Origin of the sequence: Fluviicola chungangensis (assembly GCF_007558725.1) — a bacterium.
GTDB classification, from domain to species: Bacteria; Bacteroidota; Bacteroidia; order Flavobacteriales_D; family Crocinitomicaceae; genus Fluviicola; species Fluviicola chungangensis.
The window spans coordinates 287,339-308,570 of sequence record NZ_VLPL01000003.1 but is presented as its reverse complement, the minus strand read 5'-3'; the positions used below and the strand labels follow the sequence as shown (position 1 = coordinate 308,570).

General features: G+C 43.9%; 15 protein-coding genes and 1 pseudogene. 4 read left to right on the top strand and 12 right to left on the bottom strand.

The features are described from left to right. Window positions 1-27: 27 nt before the first annotated feature. The 4 genes from FO442_RS07545 (at window position 28) to fabF (ending at window position 3,430) form a co-directional block, all read left to right on the top strand. Entirely contained in the window at window positions 28-1,263 is a 1,236-nt protein-coding gene (locus FO442_RS07545; RefSeq protein ID WP_144332554.1) for an aminotransferase class V-fold PLP-dependent enzyme, read from the top strand. Between the two features lie 57 nt (window positions 1,264-1,320). Continuing rightward, the gene (locus FO442_RS07540; RefSeq protein WP_144332553.1) at window positions 1,321-1,737 is read left to right on the top strand and encodes a SufE family protein; all 417 of its coding nucleotides are present in this window, start codon (window positions 1,321-1,323) and stop codon (window positions 1,735-1,737) included. Between the two features lies 1 nt (window position 1,738). Further along, window positions 1,739-2,044, top strand: a complete 306-nt coding sequence (locus FO442_RS07535; RefSeq protein WP_144332552.1) for an SUF system Fe-S cluster assembly protein — start codon at window positions 1,739-1,741, stop codon at window positions 2,042-2,044. Between the two features lie 144 nt (window positions 2,045-2,188). After that, the gene (gene fabF, locus FO442_RS07530) at window positions 2,189-3,430 is read left to right on the top strand and encodes a beta-ketoacyl-ACP synthase II (RefSeq protein ID WP_144332551.1); all 1,242 of its coding nucleotides are present in this window, start codon (window positions 2,189-2,191) and stop codon (window positions 3,428-3,430) included. Window positions 3,431-3,477: 47 nt separating this feature from the next. Here the strand turns inward: fabF and FO442_RS07525 are convergent, their stop codons facing one another. The 12 genes and pseudogenes from FO442_RS07525 to FO442_RS07470 all read right to left on the bottom strand — a co-directional run bounded on the left by FO442_RS07525 (window position 3,478) and on the right by FO442_RS07470 (window position 21,094). Next, the gene (locus FO442_RS07525) at window positions 3,478-4,311 is read right to left on the bottom strand and encodes an alpha/beta hydrolase family protein (RefSeq protein ID WP_144332550.1); all 834 of its coding nucleotides are present in this window, start codon (window positions 4,309-4,311) and stop codon (window positions 3,478-3,480) included. Continuing rightward, window positions 4,301-5,545, bottom strand: coding sequence for a T9SS type A sorting domain-containing protein (locus FO442_RS07520; RefSeq protein ID WP_144332549.1), 1,245 nt, complete (start codon window positions 5,543-5,545; stop codon window positions 4,301-4,303). Before FO442_RS07520 ends, FO442_RS07525 begins: the two co-directional genes overlap by 11 nt. A gap of 87 nt (window positions 5,546-5,632) precedes the next feature. Further along, complete coding sequence (locus FO442_RS07515; protein ID WP_144332548.1) at window positions 5,633-6,508, bottom strand: DUF2279 domain-containing protein; 876 nt, start codon at window positions 6,506-6,508, stop codon at window positions 5,633-5,635. Between the two features lie 56 nt (window positions 6,509-6,564). Continuing rightward, entirely contained in the window at window positions 6,565-8,130 is a 1,566-nt protein-coding gene (locus FO442_RS07510; RefSeq protein WP_186279974.1) for a YceI family protein, read from the bottom strand. Between the two features lie 672 nt (window positions 8,131-8,802). Beyond that, on the bottom strand, window positions 8,803-9,546 hold the full coding sequence (locus tag FO442_RS07505; RefSeq protein ID WP_144332546.1) for a tyrosine-protein phosphatase: 744 nt from the start codon (window positions 9,544-9,546) through the stop codon (window positions 8,803-8,805). Between the two features lie 2 nt (window positions 9,547-9,548). Then, window positions 9,549-10,607: a dTDP-glucose 4,6-dehydratase gene (gene rfbB / locus FO442_RS07500; protein WP_144332545.1), complete on the bottom strand. Its 1,059-nt coding sequence runs from the start codon at window positions 10,605-10,607 to the stop codon at window positions 9,549-9,551. Between the two features lie 178 nt (window positions 10,608-10,785). Beyond that, window positions 10,786-11,026: pseudogene (locus FO442_RS19040) on the bottom strand (IS1 family transposase); the annotation flags it as partial. Window positions 11,027-11,215: 189 nt separating this feature from the next. Further along, complete coding sequence (locus FO442_RS07490) at window positions 11,216-14,284, bottom strand: T9SS type A sorting domain-containing protein (RefSeq protein ID WP_144332544.1); 3,069 nt, start codon at window positions 14,282-14,284, stop codon at window positions 11,216-11,218. 138 nt (window positions 14,285-14,422) lie between these two features. Then, complete coding sequence (locus tag FO442_RS07485; RefSeq protein WP_144332543.1) at window positions 14,423-15,979, bottom strand: helix-turn-helix transcriptional regulator; 1,557 nt, start codon at window positions 15,977-15,979, stop codon at window positions 14,423-14,425. Window positions 15,980-16,269: 290 nt separating this feature from the next. Further along, window positions 16,270-18,615: a PKD domain-containing protein gene (locus FO442_RS07480; RefSeq protein WP_144332542.1), complete on the bottom strand. Its 2,346-nt coding sequence runs from the start codon at window positions 18,613-18,615 to the stop codon at window positions 16,270-16,272. 159 nt (window positions 18,616-18,774) lie between these two features. Continuing rightward, on the bottom strand, window positions 18,775-20,076 hold the full coding sequence (locus FO442_RS07475; RefSeq protein ID WP_222101979.1) for a nucleotide sugar dehydrogenase: 1,302 nt from the start codon (window positions 20,074-20,076) through the stop codon (window positions 18,775-18,777). Further along, window positions 20,054-21,094 (bottom strand): Gfo/Idh/MocA family protein, encoded by a 1,041-nt coding sequence (locus tag FO442_RS07470; RefSeq protein ID WP_144332541.1) that lies wholly within the window; start codon window positions 21,092-21,094, stop codon window positions 20,054-20,056. Before FO442_RS07470 ends, FO442_RS07475 begins: the two co-directional genes overlap by 23 nt. Between the last annotated feature and the right edge of the window lie 138 nt (window positions 21,095-21,232).

Genomic DNA, 21,232 nt, shown 5'->3' with positions numbered 1-21,232 from the left:
AAATAGCATTATAACTATCTTTGTACTATGGAAAATCCATCAAAAAGAAAATTCAGTGTGCGTGAGATTCGTCAGGACTTCCCTGCATTGCGCCAACAGGTATACGGAAAGAACCTCATCTATTTCGATAACGGAGCAACATCCCAAAAACCGCAGATGGTTTTGGATGCTATCAACCAATATTACAGCATGGACAACGCGAATATTCACCGTGGAGTCCATCACTTGAGCCAGAAAGCAACCAATGAATACGAGGAAGCGAGAGAGATCATCCGCCGTTTCATCAACGCCGGGAAAAAAGAGGAAATTATTTTTACCAAAGGAACAACCGATGGAATCAACCTGGTTGCCAGTTCGTTTGGCGAATTGCTGAGTGCCGGAGATGAGATCATCATTTCTGCCATGGAACACCACTCCAATATCGTTCCCTGGCAAATGCTCGCCGAACGCAAAAAACTGGTGTTGAAAGTCATCCCGATCAATAAACGGGGCGAATTACTGATGGAAGAATACCAGAACATGCTTTCTTCCAAAACGAAACTGGTTGCGGTTACTCACATTTCAAACAGTTTGGGAACGATCAACCCGGTGGAACAGATCATTGAATCTGCGCACGCCGTGGGAGCAAAAGTACTGATCGACGGTGCGCAAAGCGTACAACATACGAAAGTGGACGTTACAGCGATGAACTGCGACTTTTTCGTGTTCTCCGGGCACAAAGTTTTCGGTCCCACCGGGATCGGAGTTTTATACGGAAGAGAATCCATTTTGGATGAAATGCCTCCTTACCAGGGGGGCGGAGACATGATCGCAAAAGTAACTTTCGAACGCACAACATATAACGAACTGCCCTTCAAATTTGAAGCGGGAACTCCTCATATTGCAGGTGGGATTTGTTTGGGAACGGCTTTGAATTACCTGGACCAATTCAACCCGAAAGAACTGGAAGAATACGAACGCGAACTGACGGAATACGCCCAGGAAATGCTGGAAACCTTTGAAAATATCAAATTGATAGGAACAGCAAAAAACAAAACTTCCGTAGTTTCTTTTGCCGTGGATGGAATTCATCCGTTTGACATCGGAACACTGCTGGACAAACAAGGAATCGCTGTCAGAACCGGACATCATTGTACACAGCCCTTGATGGACTTTTACCAGGTTCCGGGAACGGTTCGTGCTTCATTCGCATTTTACAACACACGGGAAGAAATTGACCAATTTATAGCTGCAGTGGAGAAAAGTATTTCCATGCTGGGTTAGAAGAGAAAGCACTGCTTTCGAAGACCTGGCGCCAGCGCCGGGACAATTTGACAGATTATGACAATAGAACAAAAACAACAAGAAATCATTGACGAATTTGCCATCTACGATGACTGGATGGAGAAATACGAATACATCATTGAGCTTGGAAAAGAACTTCCCTTAATCGATCCCGGAAAAAAAACGGATGATCGCTTGATTGAAGGCTGCCAAAGCAGGGTTTGGCTCGACGCAACAATCGAAAACGACAAACTTCAATTAACCGCAGACTCGGATGCAATCATTACCAAAGGAATTATCGGTTTATTGATCCGGGTACTGGATAACGAAAAACCGGAAGACGTGGTGAAAAGCGATCTTCATTTCATATCAGACATCGGACTACAGGAACATCTTTCACCGACACGCGCGAATGGTTTACTGAGCATGGTAAAAAAAATCAAATTATTGGCATTGTCCGCAATCCCAAAATAGCATGGAACATTTAGAAGATAAAATAGTAGAAATCCTAAAAACCATATTCGACCCGGAAATCCCGGTGGATATTTACGAATTGGGATTGATTTATGAAGTCCGGATCTCCAAAGAAGGAGTAGTGGAAATCGATATGACCCTGACTTCTCCGAATTGCCCGGTCGCTGAATCGCTTCCAAAAGATGTCAAAGAAAAAGTTGAAAGTGTGGAAGGAGTTACTGAAGCACATGTCAATATTGTATTTGATCCGCCTTGGGACAAAGATATGATGAGCGAAGAAGCAAAACTCGAACTGGGTTTTTTATAAAACCAGTTCAAAGTTGAAATGTTCAAAAGTTCAATTTAAACTTTTTGAACGCTTTGAACGTTTTGAACCCCTTTAGCATTTAAATTTGCAACGCAGGATCGATCATCTTATCGGATTCGCAATTATTAATCGAAACTTTATATTATGACAAGAAGAGTTGTAATTACCGGTTTGGGAGCCCTTACACCCATCGGGAATAACGTTCCGGATTTTTGGAACAACATGAAAGCAGGTAAAAGCGGTGCAGCACCAATTACCAAATTTGACACCTCCAAATTCAAAACAACTTTTGCTTGCGAAGTGAAAGGATACAATCCGGCAGATCATTTTGATGTAAAGGAAATCCGGAAATACGATCCGTTCTCTCAATATGCCCTGGTTTCCGTGCGCGAAGCAGTTGCTGATGCCGGAATCAACTTTGAAGAATTGAACCGCGACCGTATCGGCGTGATTTGGGGATCCGGAAACGGGGGAATCCAAACATTCCAGGACCAGATGAAGGAATACTGTGCTGGTGACGGAACTCCGCGCTTCACACCGTTCTTTATCCCACGGATCCTGGTGGATATCGCTTCCGGAATTATTTCCATGGAATACGGTTTGCGCGGAATCAATTACTGCGCGGTTTCCGCTTGTGCTACTTCCAATACGGCGATGATTGATGCCTTTAACTACATCAAGTGGGGAAAAGCAAACATGATCATCACCGGAGGATCTGAAGCAGCGATAAACGAAGCCGCAATCGGCGGATTCTCTTCTGCCCAAGCTTTGTCCAAACGCAATGATTCCCCTGAAACAGCTTCCCGCCCATTCGACGTAACGCGCGACGGATTTGTGATGGGAGAAGGTGCAGGAGCCATTATCCTGGAAGAATATGAACATGCGGTAGCGCGCGGCGCAAAGATCTATGCGGAGGTTGTCGGCGGCGGAATGGCGGCTGATGCTTACCACTTAACAGGAACTCACCCGGAAGGTGACGGTGCCGTTCTGGGAATGGAAGAAGCTCTGCGCGATGCGGAAATTACACCGGACCAGATCGATTATGTGAATATGCACGCCACTTCTACTGCGCAAGGAGACAACAGCGAATTGATCGCATTGAAACGGGTGTTCGGTGAAAGACAATCACTGAGTGTTTCCGGAACGAAATCCATGACCGGACACTTGCTGGGAGCTGCGGGAGCCGTGGAAGCCATCGCATGTATTCTTGGAATTCAGGACTCCGTTGTTCCTCCAACGATCAATACAACAGAAATAGAACCGGAATTCAAGGACCTGTATGATTTCCCGCTGGCAAAAGGAAAATCCAAAGAGATTCGTTATGCAATGAGCAACACCTTCGGATTCGGCGGACACATTGCTACGGTGATCTTCAAGAAAATATAAAAACAGATGCCGCCTGTGTGCACGCGATTAATCGCGTGCACACAGGATTATAAATTTTCAATCCAATTCACCACCTGTTCACAAAAAAAGCGTAACTCTTCCGAATCACGTTTCATCGGATGTGTCGTATTCAGCGTATGTCCCGCATTCGGGATCGGTAAAAACGCATTTTGGGAATTGTTTTTATACACCCAGGAAAAAATCGTACGTCCATGCTCAAAAGGAACTGACTCGTCGTCTACTGCATGAGCAACAAAACACGGAATGGTCAGTTTCTCCACAATTGGCTGCATATTCCAGGTTGTACCACTCGCCAACGTTTCCGCTAAAAACTCAGGACCCTGAGGCAGTTCTTGTTTGGTGCGCATATTGGACCGGAAATAAACCCCATTCGCCTTCCATTCTTCCATGATCTCGGGGGTTCGCACATCCAATGTCCGCAGCGCATTCAATAAAATAATTCCAGCAAGTTCGATCCCCGAATTTTGAATAGTTTTTGAAGCAAATACGACCGAAAAACCACCCATGCTATGTCCCAGAAGGAATAAATGATCCGGTTTGTGGAAGAGCGGATTCGTTGCAATCTCTTTTGCCATAAAAGTCAGATCCTCCACTTCCAGTCTGCGACAATTCGCTTTATATCCTTCCAGGTCATTGAAATAATCCCCGTCATCTGAAATACCACAATGCGTGTAATTAAATGCAACGGAAGAAATGCCTTTTTCAGCAAGAAGTCGTTGAATCGTGGGGAACATCCCGAAATGATAAAACCCATTGTGCCCGCAAGCCATCAATACCAGCGGAGAGTCTGTACCGCAAGAAGTGAAATTTCCCCGTATGGTTCCGTTCGGGCACTCGATTTGAATATGCTTATTTTCCATTTTTGATCAGTTGTACAACTCCCACATTGGTTTGTACAAAGTAAACACCTTCTTTCAAATATTGTGCTTCAAAAGAATAACCCGAAGCTACCTTTTGCACGTTTACCGGCAATTCGTGTCCAAGCACATCAAATACATGAATTTCAGTTAGTTCAATCGTTGTTTTAAGCACAAAATCCGACTGAAAAGGATTCGGGTAAATGTTTATTGAATTCCGTTCATTTTCGGAAATTCCATTCAAAGGTTCACAGTAAGCAATTCGCAAATTGATCGTTGAGTCACATGGAAACTGGTAACTCGACATTGGCCGCGTAATGTATGGAGCATCGGTCTGAAGCATCGGTTTCAATCCGCCAGGAAGTGTGACTTGGGCAGACGAACCATTTCCAAGGCAAACGTCCTTCGCCGCCATATTTCCATTCCAGGTATAATCTGCCAAGGCATCGAGTATGCGGTAAATTCCGTAATAATCGTGTGCATTCAATGCAATCACCGTATTCGGTGTGTTGTGATCTGCCGGGTAAACATATCCATTTACCGTATCTCTTTGAAGGACCAGGAAATCCTTCTCTGCATTTGAAATGGAAATATTGCGGAAAATGTCTGCTGCCAACCGGTGATCATTCGTGGAATCGCTTTCGTAAATCTCCGTCACCAGTTTCACATCCGAAGGAAAGCTCTGCAAATCGTTCTGGTTGATGTTGTAGGAATACCATTCTGCAGAAACATAGATGAATCTTCCGTTACTTCCCCAATTATTCTCTGTAAAACAGGTGAATGCGTTCCCGAATGAAGCTCCGCCGCCAAAAGAATGTCCCATGAAAGCTGCACGAGTGGTATCAATGATGTCCGGATAATCGCGTGCTGCTTTGCGGAATCCTTCCAGCAAATTGGCATAACGATCCGGAACTGTGACTCCCAGCGTTTGGTAAGGAACGAATACCAGCGCATATCCCTTTTTCGCGACAAAATCAGTCAATCCTTTGATGTAAACGGGATTGTTCCCGCCGTAACCATGTGAATAGAAAATCGTCGGGACCGGTGTGGTAATTTCCTGCGGGTGATAAATCACGATGTTCTCCCCATTGTAATGGTCATTATTAAAGGCCTCGGAAGCAACCGTATACGTTCCGTCCGACCCATAACCGGAAGTTGGTTTACCTACATTCGGATCCGAATATTGAGCGGTAAGAAATAAAGGGAAAATCAGAATGAATGAGAAGATAATTTTCATGTGTGTTCGTTTGTAACATTTAGATGCACGCGAGTCCCGATAGTTTAACCCGTTTGAGAAAACAGGACACCACTTACCGAAAAGTAATTAAAACATCCCGAAATAACACACCCCATTCCTCCAAAACACAGCAGGAAAAGGTATTTTAATCGCATTCAAAGGTTTCAATACTTTTTTTAACCACGGTTTTTTGATGGGAAGTTGCGACCAGTCTATATCCAATGAAAGGGCATATTCTGACCGTGCGAAATAGGTCTTCCCCGTATTTACGTCCGTATAGGTGTTTAAATCTCCGTTCAGTTTCGCATCGATGCTATATCCAAAACCGATTTGGATCCATTTCGGAAATGTTGATTCTTTGAGAAAAGTGCCGGGGGCTACACACAACCAGTAGCTTTGTGCATTGTAGTCCTTTAATAAGCGTTCGGAGAAAGAAGAACCCAGTGTATTCGGGCGAATTGCCGCATAAGGCGATGGTTTGTATCCGAATTTGAGCTGGAAACGCTGTTCGTCCCAACCTAATTGCTGACCGATGAATAAACCTACTCCGGCCGTATTTGCTGTCAGATCTGCCCAGGAAAATCCCCATTCGGCACTGAACCCATCCAGGATCTCTACCGAAAACTGGTAAGTCCAGGCAATTCCACCTGAAACCAAAACGGCTTTCTTCTTCGGCATCCGTGCCCAGCGCCAGGCAGCATAATTAACCGTTGACAATTTATAAGAGGTATATGCATGTCCCAATTTGTCCATGTACAACCATTCATTGGAATCATTGAAGGCATGAAATTTGGATTTAGGGTATTCCTGGTACCAAACAGCAGAAAGTAAGACAACGCTTCCACCTCCCAATACCAGGTCGGTCCCGCCTACCCAGTAAGAACGCTTATTCCAGGTCGTATCCGGAAGTTGTGCAGAAACACCGAAGGCCAACGAAAAAAGACAGAAAAGAAGCACTTTCACGAGCGAAAAATACAACTTTCTGTCTTTACAATCCGAGTGAATCTGCAAAATCTATCTTAACGGGCTACGGCAACTTCAAACGTTACATCCACCAAATCCCCGATCTTGGAATCGGAAGTCATGTTGTGCTTGGTTCTGTCGACCACCGTTTTACCAACAAATACCAGGATTTCACTTCCATCTTTCTCTACTTTCGACACAAAGCGCAGGTTCAAGACCGTTTCCACTTTTGCACCGACAAATTTCAGGTCGCCGGTAATTTTATAATCTTCCCCTATTTTCTCAATTTTCTTCGACCGGAAGGTTATTTTCGGATACTTTTCACTTTCAATAAACTCATCACCCAATACCGATTCATCCCGGATGTCATTGAAAGTTGTCAAGCTCGCGCTTTTCATTTCCACATTCAAATTTTCCAGAACCCCAGCTTTATCCAACTGAATATCAACTGTGAAATCTTTAATCGCACCAGATGTTCTACTGGCAGCCGGACCTACTTCAAACTCCAGTTTTGAATTGGCAGCTATACTTTCCCATGCTCCGGCATCACCATCAGTCAGTGCAATTGCCGGCATGTCCATCACATCCTTTTTCTTAGCCGGCTGGCCGGTTAATTCATCCGATTTTGCCAACAAGGTCTCAACTTCCAATTTTTCACGCCGAAGACAGGTAGCCGTAGGAAATGTAAAACCGATCAAAATAAGTGGCAGCAACATTCCCTGGAAAGGTTTTTCTGCCTCCGGCTGTTCAATGAGAGCAAGCGCCAAAGAAGAACCGATGATTGCTCCCAGGTAGGTCGGCATTCCCCCAAAATTCTCATTGATTAATCCGAAACTTACCAATACGCCGATGATCACCAGTGGAAGGAATAAACTCAGAAAAATGCGTGCTTTTTCACTTCGAATCGATTTGCATGCCCAAAGCGACCCCAAACCGGCCAAAATCCCCATCCATAAGTTCCCTTTCAGAAGGGAATCCGGTATTTCCAGCGCATTTAAGGAAAAGAAAATCCAGGAAACTGCGAAAAGCAATATACTCAATTGCAAGCCATTGTTTGAGCGCAAAGCCAAATTGGCTGCAAAATATCCTGTTGCCAGCAAGATCACCCCGAATGTGGAAACCATGAACGAAGCCACAAAGACAAAAATCCCCAGGTAAACCAATGAGACCGCCGTACTGAATTCCACCTTATTCGCACCGAACCACCGTTCCGCAAACCAATCCTTTATTTTGGCAAACAACGGAATAATGGACCCAATAATTGCAAATGCGGCAACTTCAAATGTCCAGTTCACTTCGAATCCCTGGTAATTTGCTTTGGCTCCGATCGGGATTAAAGCCAGCATGCCGACAAAATAAGGTGCAATGCTCCTGATTTTTTCCGGAAGCAGGGAAATCACATACCCCAAGGCAATCATTCCGATCAATGTAAAACAAATCAGTTCCAATGAAGGATCGTTTTCAAATCCATTGGTCAAAACCACAGTCAAACAAATGATGGCGATGCACAGTGAAGTTTTAAAAAGAAATGCGGAACGCACTAAAAAGGCGCTGATGATTGCAATTATTCCAACGCCCATTCCCAGGTAATTTTCCATAGCGGTGCTTTTAAGTGTAGTCATTATTCCAACTTGGAATTGCCCGATCGTTTTCGCGGCCAAGTGAAAAATTAACTTAAAAAAACGAACTTTCCAAAGAAATTTTAACAATTGACCATTAATCATCTGCCTTAAAAAAGACCCGGGTTATTCATAATTTTCAGTAGCTACAGGCAGGCATTCGTTATCTTTCCCGCAAATGCCCAGATTAACTACTCGGCTAATGCTTACGCTGACCTTGCTCTGCCGAAGGGGCTACACAAAGGCAAGAGCTTCAGCAAAGGCGCAACGCACTCGCTTAAGTGGCGACTGGTATGCGCCACAGATAATCAGTGCATCTGTGAAAAAATGGTCACTTAAATTATTAGAGAATATTTTTCAAAACGCATTGTCCTAAAGTTTAGGTGATTTTTTTTAGAGCACGCAGATTATATGGACTCCGACATGGTCGGAGCGCAGATTTTGATTATATATTATCTGCGTGAAAAATTGTTTATCACCTATATTCTGGGACACTACTTTTCAAAAATAATCGGTTTCAGAAGTTACCTGTGTTAAGTATATAATTCCTTTTACCGGTCGCCTTTTTCCTCAAAATTAACTCTAGAGTCATTCTATCAGAACGTTAATTTCAATAGCGGGACCGGCAGGCGAGCATTTTATTTGCGCATTTGTGAGGAAATAAACTGATGCGGCTTAAAGAAACAACGGGTTTTTGACTTTTAATTCCAGTAATTGATGAAAAACCGATTCTTTCAGTGAGCTTTCCAACAATTCCAGGTGCTGGATCCGGTGGCAATCACTTCCCAGGATATCGATCAATCCGGCTTTCAGTAAGCGGATCGCCTGGTTCTTCACATCCGGGCCGTAATGACCGGTAAAGGAATTCAGGTTGACCTGGATATAACAACCCCGTTCACGCAGGGATAGTGCAACCTCAATCGACGGATGAAAATACATGTACCGCTCAAAATGGGCTAAAACCGGCTGATAACCGGCTGATTTCAAGCTAAAAACGATGTCTTCGATTTGAGAGGGTTGATTCCTGAAGGAGAATTCAAAGAGAATGTGATTTCCGTGAAAAGGCAATAAATCCTTTTGGCGGACCCGTTCAAACAGGGTTTCATCGAAATAATATTCTGCCGAGGCCTCCAGGACCAGGTTTAACCCCAATTCCCGGCTTACATACCGGACTTCATCAAGTTTTTGCAAAATAATCTCAGAAGTGTTATCATACACCCCCGACAAGATATGTGGTGTGAAGATCAGTTTTTGATACCCCAATTCTTCAAACTTTCGGAGCATTCCGATCGTATGATCCATCGTTGGCGCACCATCATCAATCCCAGGAAGCAGGTGACTATGAATATCAACAAGCAACGTTCCCCCCAAATCGACAGCTTCTTTTTTCTGCCGGTTAAACATGTCGAATAATCCCATTCTTAGCGCTGGTTATACATGTTTTTGTAATAATCCTGGTATGCTCCGGAGGTTACTTCTTTGACCCAATCCTGGTTATTGAGGTACCAGATCACCGTATTTCTAAGACCTTCCTCAAAGGTAATACTTGGCTTCCAGCCCAATTCATCGAACAATTTGGTTGCGTCGATGGCATAACGCAAATCGTGTCCCGCACGGTCTTTTACATACGTAATCAGTTCGGCACTTTCCCCGGGTTTTCGTTCCAGTTCTTCGTCCATGATTTTACAGAGCTCGTGGATCAGGTCAATGTTTCGCCACTCATTCCAGCCACCGATGTTGTAGTTACACCCGATTTCTCCGTGGTGAAAGATCACGTCAATTGCCCGTGCATGATCTTCTACCCACAACCAATCCCGTACATTGATTCCTTCCCCGTAAACCGGCAATGGTTTTTTGTTCAGGATATTATTGATCATCAACGGGATGAGTTTTTCCGGATGATGGTTGCTACCGTAATTATTGGAACAATTCGACCGTTTCACCGGGAAACCGTACGTATGATAATAGGCAGAAACAAAGTGGTCGGAAGCAGCTTTGGAGGCAGAATACGGGCTTCTCGGATCATACGGTGTTGTTTCCGTAAAAAATCCTTCATCGCCCAACGATCCGAATACTTCATCGGTGGAAACATGGTAAAAAATGTGTCCGTCCAATTCTTTCCAGGAAGCCCTTGCCTGGTTCATGAGGTTGACGGTACCCACCACATTGGTATGCACAAATTCCATCGGCCCTTCAATGGAACGGTCCACATGCGATTCTGCAGCCAAATGGATCACATCTGTGATCTGATGCTGTTCAAATGCCGCTTTCACATCCTGCTCAGAAGTAATATCCCCTTTGAAAAAAGTGTGATTTTTTGCATCCATTACGTCCTTCAAATTGGACAGGTTTCCTGCATACGTCAAGGAATCAAACGTGATGATTTGGTAAGCCGGATAGTTGTTTACCAACAGGCGAACCACATGCGATCCGATGAATCCTGCGCCGCCTGTTACCAGTATCTGTTTTTGTGTTGTCATACAAGAAGTAAAAATAACAAATCAGAATGAGAATGAGCGCGAGGATAAGCACATAAATAAAGCTGGCGCGCGTCTTGAAGACGATAGCGACTGGAAGTCTGCTTTAGTAACGACTCGTGCCACGAATTTATCACCAATCAAAACCACCAAAAACTACCCGATTTCTCACGATTGAGAATTATCCCCAAAAATAAATCTTCACAACAGCCAGCAACATGGCTAGTGATTTCGAATAACAAATCGTTCGTCGGTTCAGACGCTTTATGTGCGTTCTTAAAGTGAGGTTTTGCCGTTCGATGTGATTGATCCCTCTGTTTTTGGTTGAATGCATTCTGGATTGGTATGAGTTCTTTGTAGATATTCAGCTTGTCTGTTGTGATTTGTTTTGCATCAGATAAAAGTAAGGTTGAAATAAACAGTCTTTTGTTTTCCTTTTCGGATACAGCGTTCGTTACAATAGTGGCAATTCATACTCAGGTGATTATTGATAACACTACCAACAAAAAAGGTGGTCTGCCGAGACAAACCACCCTTCTAAACTGAGATTATACCTAAAAAATTACCGAACAATTACTACATTAATTCGATAATTGCGTTTAATTCGTTTATTATTCCACTACTAACTTGATCACACTCGTTTTATCCTCACTTTGAATGTGTAAGAAATATACTCCCGGTGTCAGGTCAGCAACCGATACTTCTGTTTTAGCTGTAAAACTGTCGATCGTTCTGACCAAAGATCCGGCCATAGTGAATAGGGAACCGATAGCTTGTGTTGCAGACGGCAATTCAACCGTTACGAACTCGTTAGCAGGGTTCGGGTATACGTTCAATCCATCGATTGCATTTGTTTCAAGACCTGCAGTACTTGTTACCACTACTGTTGCAATGACCGTTTCCGTACCACATTCATTGGTCAAAGTAACGGATACTTGTCTCGGACCTGCTGTCAAATACGTATGAGATACTGTTCCCGGTGCGTTTGCAATTGTTGTCCCGTCACCGAAATCCCAGGAATACTGGTTCGCATTTTGTGGGTTCAAAATAGTGAATGTATACGTCGGCATGTTGTTTTGAACATAGATCGTCGAAGCTGTTGGAGCTCCCATTACATCCACATTGATAGAACCAACCCCGACACATCCGTTAGGTGCAGTTACATTTACTACGTATGGACCTGGCTGTGTAACTATGCGTGTTTGAGTGGTGATTTGAGAGTTACTCCACACATAAGTCGCTCCTGCATTCCCTGCATCCAAAGTCAATGATTCTCCTTCACAGATGGTCGTGTCGTTTCCAAGTAAAACCAATGGATTGGTATTTACGATCTCCACAGTCTCGATTTTCTTCGCACAAGAAGCAGATCCGTTACTGCTGATCCATACATCGTATGTTCCAGGCTGAACATTCGTAAATGTACTTGCAGACCCCCATGCAGTTGGAGTTGTAGTTGCAGGAACAAATGCAAAATCCAAAGAAGGAGCTGTGATCAACACATCTTTAATCGCTTGTCTCATCGCATCACCACCGGTTGCAGCACCGAATACGTGTTTCCAACCTGCAGTGTTTGCATTCATGTATGCTGCCGGCATTTGAACGTTCTCAAATACAGTTGTTCCGTCAACAGTCAAACTAGCTTTTCCGTTCGGATCAATTGTCAATACAACCGGCACGTCCTGCTTCAATTTCCACAAAGCGATATTCCCTACATGGATCAACGTTCCTGCACCTGCAGGCGAAAGTGTCCCCGTTACGTTATACCCTAAATAGATTCCCGCAATGTTCGGGCTGTTGTCATTCGCATCGAAAGAAAGTCTCAATTTAGACCCCGTTCCGTTTTGATTTCCGGTCGCAGTCACGTCGTTCCCGAAAGAATAAGAAATCCCGTCAGCACCTCCGGTACCATAATTGTTGATCGGTTGGTCTGCTGTCATTTTAAAGGAAACAGTCATCGCGTTATTCAATCCGGTATGGAAAGCCGGATCGTTGATTGTCAATGAACCGTTGATGCCCGTTGCAGAAGGAGTCAAAACTGCTCTTCCCGCAGTAATTGCAGCACTTCCACCTAAGGTAACGATCCCTGCTGTAACATCTGTAGGAGCAGCAAATGGGTTCGTGTAAACAGTCTCCGTATTGGTTTGACCGAAAATAGAGCTCAAAGTAACCGTACCACCTAAGTTAATACAATCATAATCTACCACTGCAACGTTTGCACCGAATCCAACAACAATGGAAGTCGAAATGGAATCAATTGCATCCGGGCACGTGTTTGATCTGAAATCAGCATATATTTTGTAAATGCTGTCAGCAGCAGGAGTGAAATTGTACGTGCTGGAAGCACTCCAATCTTGCAGAACAGCTCCGTTTGCATCCATAAACTTGTACTCGTAAGCTCCTCCTCCGAAGATGGTAGCAGGAGCAGCAGTTGCTGTAACTGTTACAGCAGTCCCCGGTGTACAAAGTGTGGTCGGTGAGTAAGTTGCTGTACGTGTAATTTTGTTTATCGGAGTAATGGTAACCATGGCGGTATCTTTACATCCCATGATATCTGTTCCTACAACACTATAAACAGTGGAGTTTGTAGGGTTCGCAATAACGGTATCGTTGTTTGTTACGTTCAATCCGGTGGCAGGCGACCAGGCATAAGTGGATGCACCTGTAGCAACTACTTGTGCCGGAGATCCGGAACAATATGCCAATGCTGCATTGTCTGCAGCAACAGTCGGTGCAGGATTTACACTGATCGAAGCTTCCTCCGAAATATCTTCATCGCCGGTAGCAATACATGTTGTAATCAAATGAACGTTTACAGTTTGTTGTGGAAAAACAGAGAAATCCTGAGTCGTTCCTGCGGGATAATCAACCCATCCTGAACCATCATTGTACTGCCATTGATAACCCAATCCCGTTGCAAAAGTAGATCCTGTAATGGATAAATTTACAGGTGTCGGACTGTTCGAACAAATAGTAGAAACAGAGCTAACGGCAGTAGCGTGATCCGGAGCTGCGGAACAAGCCGGAGCTAATTCATGCACGATTTGAACCTGGGAAACTGCCGAGATTAAACCGGTTGCAGTTGGAGGTGAAGCAGGATCCGGATTCGTACTATCATTTCTGTAAAAGATTGCGCGTGTTCCTGAAGTTGATTGAGACCTCCAATATCCGTCAGAAGCAGAATAACTTCCTTGGTTCTCATCTACCGCAATAACAACGTTGCTAAGCCCATTCCACTGGAATGGGGTTGTTAGTGTAATTTCCATCCAGTTTCCGGCTGCCGGAAAAGTAACTGTTCCGGAAAACACCTGGCTCATAGCAGTCGAAGGAATCCAGTTTGTATTGGAAGAAAAACTTGTTTGATTCGTACTTCCCATATAAATTGTCCAGTTATCCGAATTTGTCACCGACCCGGAAGCATAATAAAAACGAATCTTGGTGATGCTATTCAGTTGTCCCTGAACTCCCGGATCCATTTCAGATGCCAGGTAAATTTGCTGAGAATAAGAATAACCATAGTAAGAAGTAATCGGAATATTTGAACTGGTATTTGTCCCGGTTCCAATGGAGGTGGTAATTGTTTGACCAAAGGCCAACAAAGAACCCATCGATAGCATCAATCCCAACACGAGATTTCTGGAAGCCGATCGATTCCTCATTTTGAAAGTTGTAAGTTTCTTCATAAGATTATGATAAGTTTATTTTTAGGCTAACTTATGAAGAACGCACTGTTTTTACTAAATGATTAGTGAGACAAAAAGGGGACAAACAATATTCTGTGAAATGCTTAACGGTTGAGCTTTCAAGCATGATAAATTACACTAAATAGCCTTGATAAACCGCGTCAAGTCGTCCAGGGATTCAATGTTCAGCTTTTTGCGAAGACGCAGATTGGTCTTTCTCACGGAGTCGGGAGAAATTGCAAGGGTCCGGGCCATCTCCAAATTCGATAAATTCAACTTAATTAATGCCGCCAAACGGATTTCAGCTGCCGTTATCTCCGGAAAGTTATCCTGGAAGAAACCAAAAAATCCCGGATTTAATTTTTCAAACAAACGCTTGAACTCGATCCAATCGGTTTCTGTCAATAATGAAAAAGACTGCAGATCATTCAGCATCGCCTCTTTCTCCGAATCCGTTTTGGAATGTTGATTTTTTTCAAAGGATTCAACCTGCTCCTGTAATTCGAAGATAACTTTGTTTTTATCAAACATGGTTGAAAGCAAAGCGCGCATTTCCCGTTCTGTCGCATGAAGCTCATCCTCCATTTTCTGGGCACGCAGGGTCAATAGTTCTTTATCCTGTTTCCGCTTACGCTGAATTTGCTTGATAATAATGAAACTGGTCAATCCTAAAATAAGGCAGATGACAAACAAGCCCGAGATAATCAGGTCGTCTGTTTTCTTCTTTTCCTTGTAAATGGTATTTTCTCCCTGCTTTCGTTCAAACTCGATTTGGAATTCGGCGTTCTGTATATTGATAAATTGCCTTTTTTCATCGTTGATTTCCTTGTAGGAAATGAATTTCCGGAAACTTTTCAGGGCCATCTCATACCGGCCCAGTTTCTCGTAATAATTAATTTTAGTTTGGTAAAACGTTCCCCACAACTGAGGGTTTGTCTCATGCTTCATCAGACTGTCAAATAGTTTCATCTTCCGGGTCGATTGTGCCAGTTTGTTCTCCATCAGGTCCAACTCAATCAACAAAGCCAGCGCATTAATCTGACTATTGGTCTGATTGCTCTTGGCACTGACTTCATAATCAAACTGGATCAGCTTTCTTGCCTTTGCGTTCTCCTTTTTTGACAACGCAATATATCCCAGGTTTCCCGACAAGATCCCCATCCAGGTTTCATCTTTTAATTTTACAGCCTGTTTGTATGCTTTTCGCAAATACCATTCGGAAGTTTTATTGTCCAGTTTATCCCGGTAGATCAAACTCAGCGTATTGTATAATTTGATCTTACTTTCCTCTGAAACATGGGAGCGATGCAAGGAAATTTTCAAATGCTTTTCCGAGAGATCGTACCTTCTGAAGAAATAGTATAATTGACCTAATGTTTCGTGAAAAAGAGCGAGATAGGGTTTTTGAGAAGTATAAACATCCGTTTCTTCCCGCAACGTGACGTATAAAAAATAATAGGCTTCCCGGTACTTCTGCCCATCGGATAACCGCCGGCCAATAACATAACACAATTCAGGGTAATCTGCCCGTTCCGTAATTTTGTCCTCTTTACACAATTTTTTCAGGAACCGGTTCCATTCTGCAGGGCTTGAAAAATCTGCCTGCTGGTAATTTTCAAACAGTTGAATAAAGGAAGTCCCCTTATGTTCGTTTTCTGAAATAATTTTTGCTATTCCCCGCTCTGAGTTCAACATCCCTCCGAAGGAGAAAGGACTCAAAACGCAAGCAACGATTATGGGAATTAAGTGATAGCAAATTTGTTTCAACGTGTTTTCTTCTAGGGGTAACTGTACAAATGTAACCTATTTCCTCCTTAGAGAAAAACAGGGAGAACTTCACTTCCGCAGGCTGTAAGCAATGCAACACTAATGAAAGCACTGTTCGCGCCAAGAATGCTTGTTCCGGGGCAACCTTCTTTCCTTTCAGCTTTGAGTTTGCTGTAGTAATCGTTGAGTAATCTTCCCGGTATTTGGGCTGAAAGTTCCTACTTCATCAAATTTACATGCCCCGAAAATTCAAATTTTTCGTCGTTATCATCGTCTTTGAAACGAATGATCCAGGTATACAATCCTGTTTGGGACATTCCACCGGCGTAAGTGCCATCCCAACCCACTTGTGTGTCTCTCGACTCAAAGAGCAATTCTCCCCAGCGGTTGTAAACATAGAACTCGTAACTTGCAGGGGAAAATCCGGCGGTCATGATTGGAAGGAAAATATGGTTGTGCTCGTCTCCGTCCGGAGTAAACGTATTCGGAACGTAGAAGATCATCTGGTCTCTCACAACAACGATCCGGTAAGTGGTATCCCGGCAACCCTGATCAGAGATCACGATCAATTCCACATGGTAGTTCCCGATCTGCCCGATAGGAAACTGGTGTGTCGGGCTTACCTGGTCAGAAGTCGTACCATCATCAAAACTCCAGAGATTCTGATCGTTGAATGAAGAAGTGTTCTCAAAATTAGTAGTCGGATCAATGGAAAAAACTTGTTGCGGATTGTAATTAAAGCTGGCAACGGGTAATGGATCCACACAAATCATATCCGGGATCGTCTTGCTGGTCGTACACAAATTATCCGCTGTAATGGTTAGCGTTACATCGAAACAATCAATTCCGGTATACTGATGGGTGACAATCGAGTTATTTGAAGAAAGGGTACCATCTCCCAAATCCCACGCAACAATGGAACCCGGATTTGCCGTACTTTCATTCAGAAACTGAACGTCCAGAGGAAAACATCCTTTGACCACATCCGACGAAAAAGCAATAATGGGATTTTCAGTAATCTGAATCGTCACTTTTACCGTATCATTCACACACAGGGTGTCTGCGGGTAAAACGTAAGCAAACTCGTAATTCCCATTAGCCAAAAGAGACAAGTCCAACACGCCTGTTGCAGCGTCAAACTGATTGGTCGGAAATCCTGAAGTCTCTGTCCAATACGATGCCAATGTCTGGAATGCTCCCGTGGTATACTGATCCAAATCCACTGTTGATCCGGAGGAATTGCACAGATGCAGACTGGTCGGGTTAACTCCTATGGGCTGACTGTTTACTTTGATTTGGAAGCGGCTGGTATCATTCGGACAATAGGTTCCGAACACCACGTATTCCAGTTGGTTCGAACCGATTGCTCCGTTTACGGTCAATTGTCCGCCCGAAGTTAAATTCGTTCCCAGGCCATTATTCAAATCCGTCCAGCTTCCTCCCGCGGTGCTTCCCGCAGAAAGCAGGTTGTTCAGATTCACAACTCCATTGGTTTCACACCAAACCGCCAAACTGTCGTTTCCGGCATGTTTCTGATTCTCAACTGTAACGGTGATCGCATCCGTTTTGGCACATTGAGCTGCATTTTTCACCGTTACCTGGTACGTTCCCGTGGCAGTAACATCCAGGGTTTGGTTCGTTGTACCATCATCCCAGAGGTAAGTACAACCCGGATTTTGTGCATCCAAAACCAGCATGGAACCTTCACAAATGGTCGTATCCGCTCCCAGGTTCACAGAAGGGAACGTACTGTATGTAACCACCACGGTATCGTAAGAATAGCAAATCGGTTTAAAGCTAAGGTCGTCCAGCATGAAGTCATTTCCATCATCGATCAGGTTCTGGCTCAATACACAAATTTGCGCAGAGCTGTTCAGTCCGGAATTCCAGGTTTGAAAAAATTGCTGCCAGGAACAGCCGATTGTTTGGGTTGAAAACACCGTCCCGATCGGTGAACCGTTGATCGAGAACTGCAACTGTGCAACGCTTGGATTATTCAAGGCATTGGAAGCCCAGGCACTGAACTGGTAATCAGTGTTTCCATCCACTGCCACGGTTTGGCACCACACATTGGTTCCTGCTGTTCCAGCACCATTTACCACCATCATTTGCGTTCCGGGTGCTGCCGTATGATCTGTACAGGACATAAAATTGCTGTGAGCAAGTGACGGGTTGGTTGTAACGAGATATGTTCCTGCCAAAGATAGCAAACCCCAGCTTCCACCTGTTCCAATGGTATAACCGGTTGTAAAGCCGGTATTGCCTGATTCAAAATCACCGTTTACGATCAGGTTGCTTCCAAGCTTTCCTACTTTTACACTGTAGGTTCCTGCACTGGTAACAAACCGGGTCGCGGCTGTGGAGTTGTTATTCCATTTGTACGAATCGTATGGGCCCGTTGTTGACGCATTCAGTGTGATGGTCTGCCCGGTACACAAGGTGGTATCCGGCCCCAGATTAACTGGAGTAATCATTCCGCTGCACTGAGACAGGCCATTGAAAGCAAGGACCAGCGGAATTAAAAACCCGAGTTTAACCAAATAAGTGCATTTTGGGAATTTCATTGTTCTGTACCTTTAAAGTATAAACTCCAAAAGTAGATGAACGTTGCTTTAAATTAGCGGGACAAAAGCGGGACAAAACAAAAAAACGGACAAGCCGTTTTTATTTTAACATCAGAACTGTTCACCGGACCAAAATCACATTTGAACCTGTTAGATCCGCTACAAACTCCAATATTCCAGGTCTTTGATTTTTCCTTTATAAATTCCCTTTATATCAACAAAAACACCCTGATTGTCCTTCATCAAAGATTTGAAATAGGTTTCATCCAGGTTCTTGTAGTTCTTATGATTAACCGCAACAATAATTGCATCGTAATTTTTCCCGATTTCGACCAAACCGACTCCGTACTCGTGTTCCATTTCGCCGGAAGACGCATGCGGATCGACCAAATCTACCTTTACCTGGAAAGATTTCAGCTCATTCACCACATCAATGACCTTGGAATTTCGGATGTCGGAAACATCTTCTTTGAAAGTCGCTCCCATTACCAATACTTTCGCCTCCTGGATGTGTTTTCCCTGAGCGATGATTTTCTTCACTGTTTGTTTCCCGATGTAAAAGCCCATGGAATCATTCACATAACGGCCGCTGTTGATGATCTTCGCATGATATCCTGCTTGCTGTGCCTTGTGTGTCAGGTAGTACGGATCGACTCCAATGCAGTGTCCGCCCACCAAACCAGGGGAAAACCGCAGGAAATTCCATTTGGTACCCGCAGCTTCCAGGACATCGTAAGTATTGATCCCCAAGCGATTAAAGATGATCGACAATTCGTTGATCAAGGCAATATTGACGTCACGCTGCGTATTTTCAATGATTTTGGCAGCTTCAGCCACTTTGATGGAAGTGGCACGGTGAACTCCGGCACCTACCACCAACTCGTAAGTCTTTGCTATTTCTTCCAGGGATTCTTCACAGCATCCGGAAACGACTTTCACTACATTTTGAAGTGTGTGTTCCTTGTCTCCCGGATTAATTCGCTCCGGTGAATAACCCACTTTGAAATCTGCTTTGAATTTCAACCCGGAGATTTCTTCCAAAACCGGGATACAGTCTTCTTCCGTACATCCGGGATAAACGGTTGATTCGAACACCACGTAATCTCCTTTTTTCAATACCTGGGCAACTGTTTTGGAAGCTCCCAAAAGCGGTCTCAGATCCGGAAGGTTTGCATCATCAATCGGAGTAGGAACTGCCACAATGTAGAATTGAACGTCTTTCAGATCATTGATGTCGGAGGTGAAATGAATATCACAACCATCAAAGGCAGTGGTTTCCAATTCGTTGCTCGGATCTTTTTTGTTGCGCATCATGTCAACTCTCCCCTGGTTGATATCAAACCCAACCACCCGGATCTTCTTTGCAAATTCCAATGCAATCGGAAGTCCGACATATCCCAAACCGATCACTGCCAGTTTCGCTTCTTTTGCTACTAATTTATTGTAAATTAAGCTGCTCATTTCTTACCTTATAAATGCGTTCAATAATCTCTACCACTTTCAACCCTTCCAAAGCATTGGTGGTAGCAGAAGTTCTTCCTTTCAAAGTGTCAATCACGTTGGTGATTACATAATGATGATTTGCCGCGGAACCTTTGTAAGCTCCGTAATCATTTCCGGGATTAGTAGGTGCCAGTTCGGGCATTTCATATCCCGGAATGTTGCACACTTCCACTTCGTTCATATACTGCCCGCCGATTTTCACGCTTCCGTTCCTTCCGATGATAGTCATGGAACTTTCCAGGTTGCGATCTGCCACGGCAGTTGAATAATTGATACATCCCATTCCACCGTTTACAAAATCAAAGCTCACAAATCCCGAATCTTCAAAATCAGTGGAATCTTTGTGCGTGAAATCCGCAAATTTCCCCTGAATATGGTCGATATCCCCGAACAACCAATACATGATGTCTATGAAATGGGAAAACTGTGTAAACAAAGTCCCGCCGTCCAGGTCCTTGGTCCCTTTCCAGCCACCTGCTTTGTAATAACGTTCATCGCGGTTCCAGTAGCAATTCAACTGGACCATAAAGATGTCTCCTAATGTTCCGCTTTCGATCAGGTTCTTGATCCATTCACTCGGAGGAGAATAGCGGTTTTGCATCACACAAAAAACATGCTTGGACTGCTGCAAGGATTTAAAGATGACTTTTTCGCACTGGTCTTTCGTTAAACCCATCGGTTTTTCCACCACCACATGCTTTTTATTTTCGAGTCCTGCCAAAGCTTGTTCCGCATGCAATCCGTTCGGAGTACATACATTCAAGACATCAAACTCAATACCCGAAGCCAGTAATTCATCCAACGTAACAAAGAAAGGAACATTGAAATCTGTAGCTGCACATGCTTCCATGGAACGAACATCCACCATTGCAACCAGTTCAGCTTCCGGGTCTCTCCTCACCATTTCAGCATGTCTTTTCCCGATATGTCCGGCCCCAAGAATGGCAAACTTTACTTTTTGGTTTTCTGGTATCATATTATATAATGCTCTGTTATCGACTGGTATTTTCAAAGCCCAAAAGTAATTAAAATTGCTTGGAATAAAGTGGTATCAGGCAAATTCGGAAATCGCTTCCGTTCAATGCACGCAATCCGGCAAAAAACCGATAACCGC

What these genes read in the sequence shown, in the direction of transcription:
- fabF (WP_144332551.1), top strand. Translation starts at nt 2,189, where the DNA reads ATGACAAGAAGAGTTGTAATTACCGGTTTGGGAGCCCTTACACCCATC.
- FO442_RS07510 (WP_186279974.1), bottom strand. Translation starts at nt 8,130, where the DNA reads ATGACTACACTTAAAAGCACCGCTATGGAAAATTACCTGGGAATGGGC.
- FO442_RS07540 (WP_144332553.1), top strand. Translation starts at nt 1,321, where the DNA reads ATGACAATAGAACAAAAACAACAAGAAATCATTGACGAATTTGCCATC.
- FO442_RS07480 (WP_144332542.1), bottom strand. Translation starts at nt 18,615, where the DNA reads ATGAAATTCCCAAAATGCACTTATTTGGTTAAACTCGGGTTTTTAATT.
- FO442_RS07485 (WP_144332543.1), bottom strand. Translation starts at nt 15,979, where the DNA reads ATGTTGAACTCAGAGCGGGGAATAGCAAAAATTATTTCAGAAAACGAA.
- FO442_RS07490 (WP_144332544.1), bottom strand. Translation starts at nt 14,284, where the DNA reads ATGAAGAAACTTACAACTTTCAAAATGAGGAATCGATCGGCTTCCAGA.
- FO442_RS07545 (WP_144332554.1), top strand. Translation starts at nt 28, where the DNA reads ATGGAAAATCCATCAAAAAGAAAATTCAGTGTGCGTGAGATTCGTCAG.
- FO442_RS07470 (WP_144332541.1), bottom strand. Translation starts at nt 21,094, where the DNA reads ATGATACCAGAAAACCAAAAAGTAAAGTTTGCCATTCTTGGGGCCGGA.
- FO442_RS07505 (WP_144332546.1), bottom strand. Translation starts at nt 9,546, where the DNA reads ATGGGATTATTCGACATGTTTAACCGGCAGAAAAAAGAAGCTGTCGAT.
- FO442_RS07520 (WP_144332549.1), bottom strand. Translation starts at nt 5,545, where the DNA reads ATGAAAATTATCTTCTCATTCATTCTGATTTTCCCTTTATTTCTTACC.
- FO442_RS07535 (WP_144332552.1), top strand. Translation starts at nt 1,739, where the DNA reads ATGGAACATTTAGAAGATAAAATAGTAGAAATCCTAAAAACCATATTC.
- FO442_RS07475 (WP_222101979.1), bottom strand. Translation starts at nt 20,076, where the DNA reads ATGAGCAGCTTAATTTACAATAAATTAGTAGCAAAAGAAGCGAAACTG.
- FO442_RS07525 (WP_144332550.1), bottom strand. Translation starts at nt 4,311, where the DNA reads ATGGAAAATAAGCATATTCAAATCGAGTGCCCGAACGGAACCATACGG.
- rfbB (WP_144332545.1), bottom strand. Translation starts at nt 10,607, where the DNA reads ATGACAACACAAAAACAGATACTGGTAACAGGCGGCGCAGGATTCATC.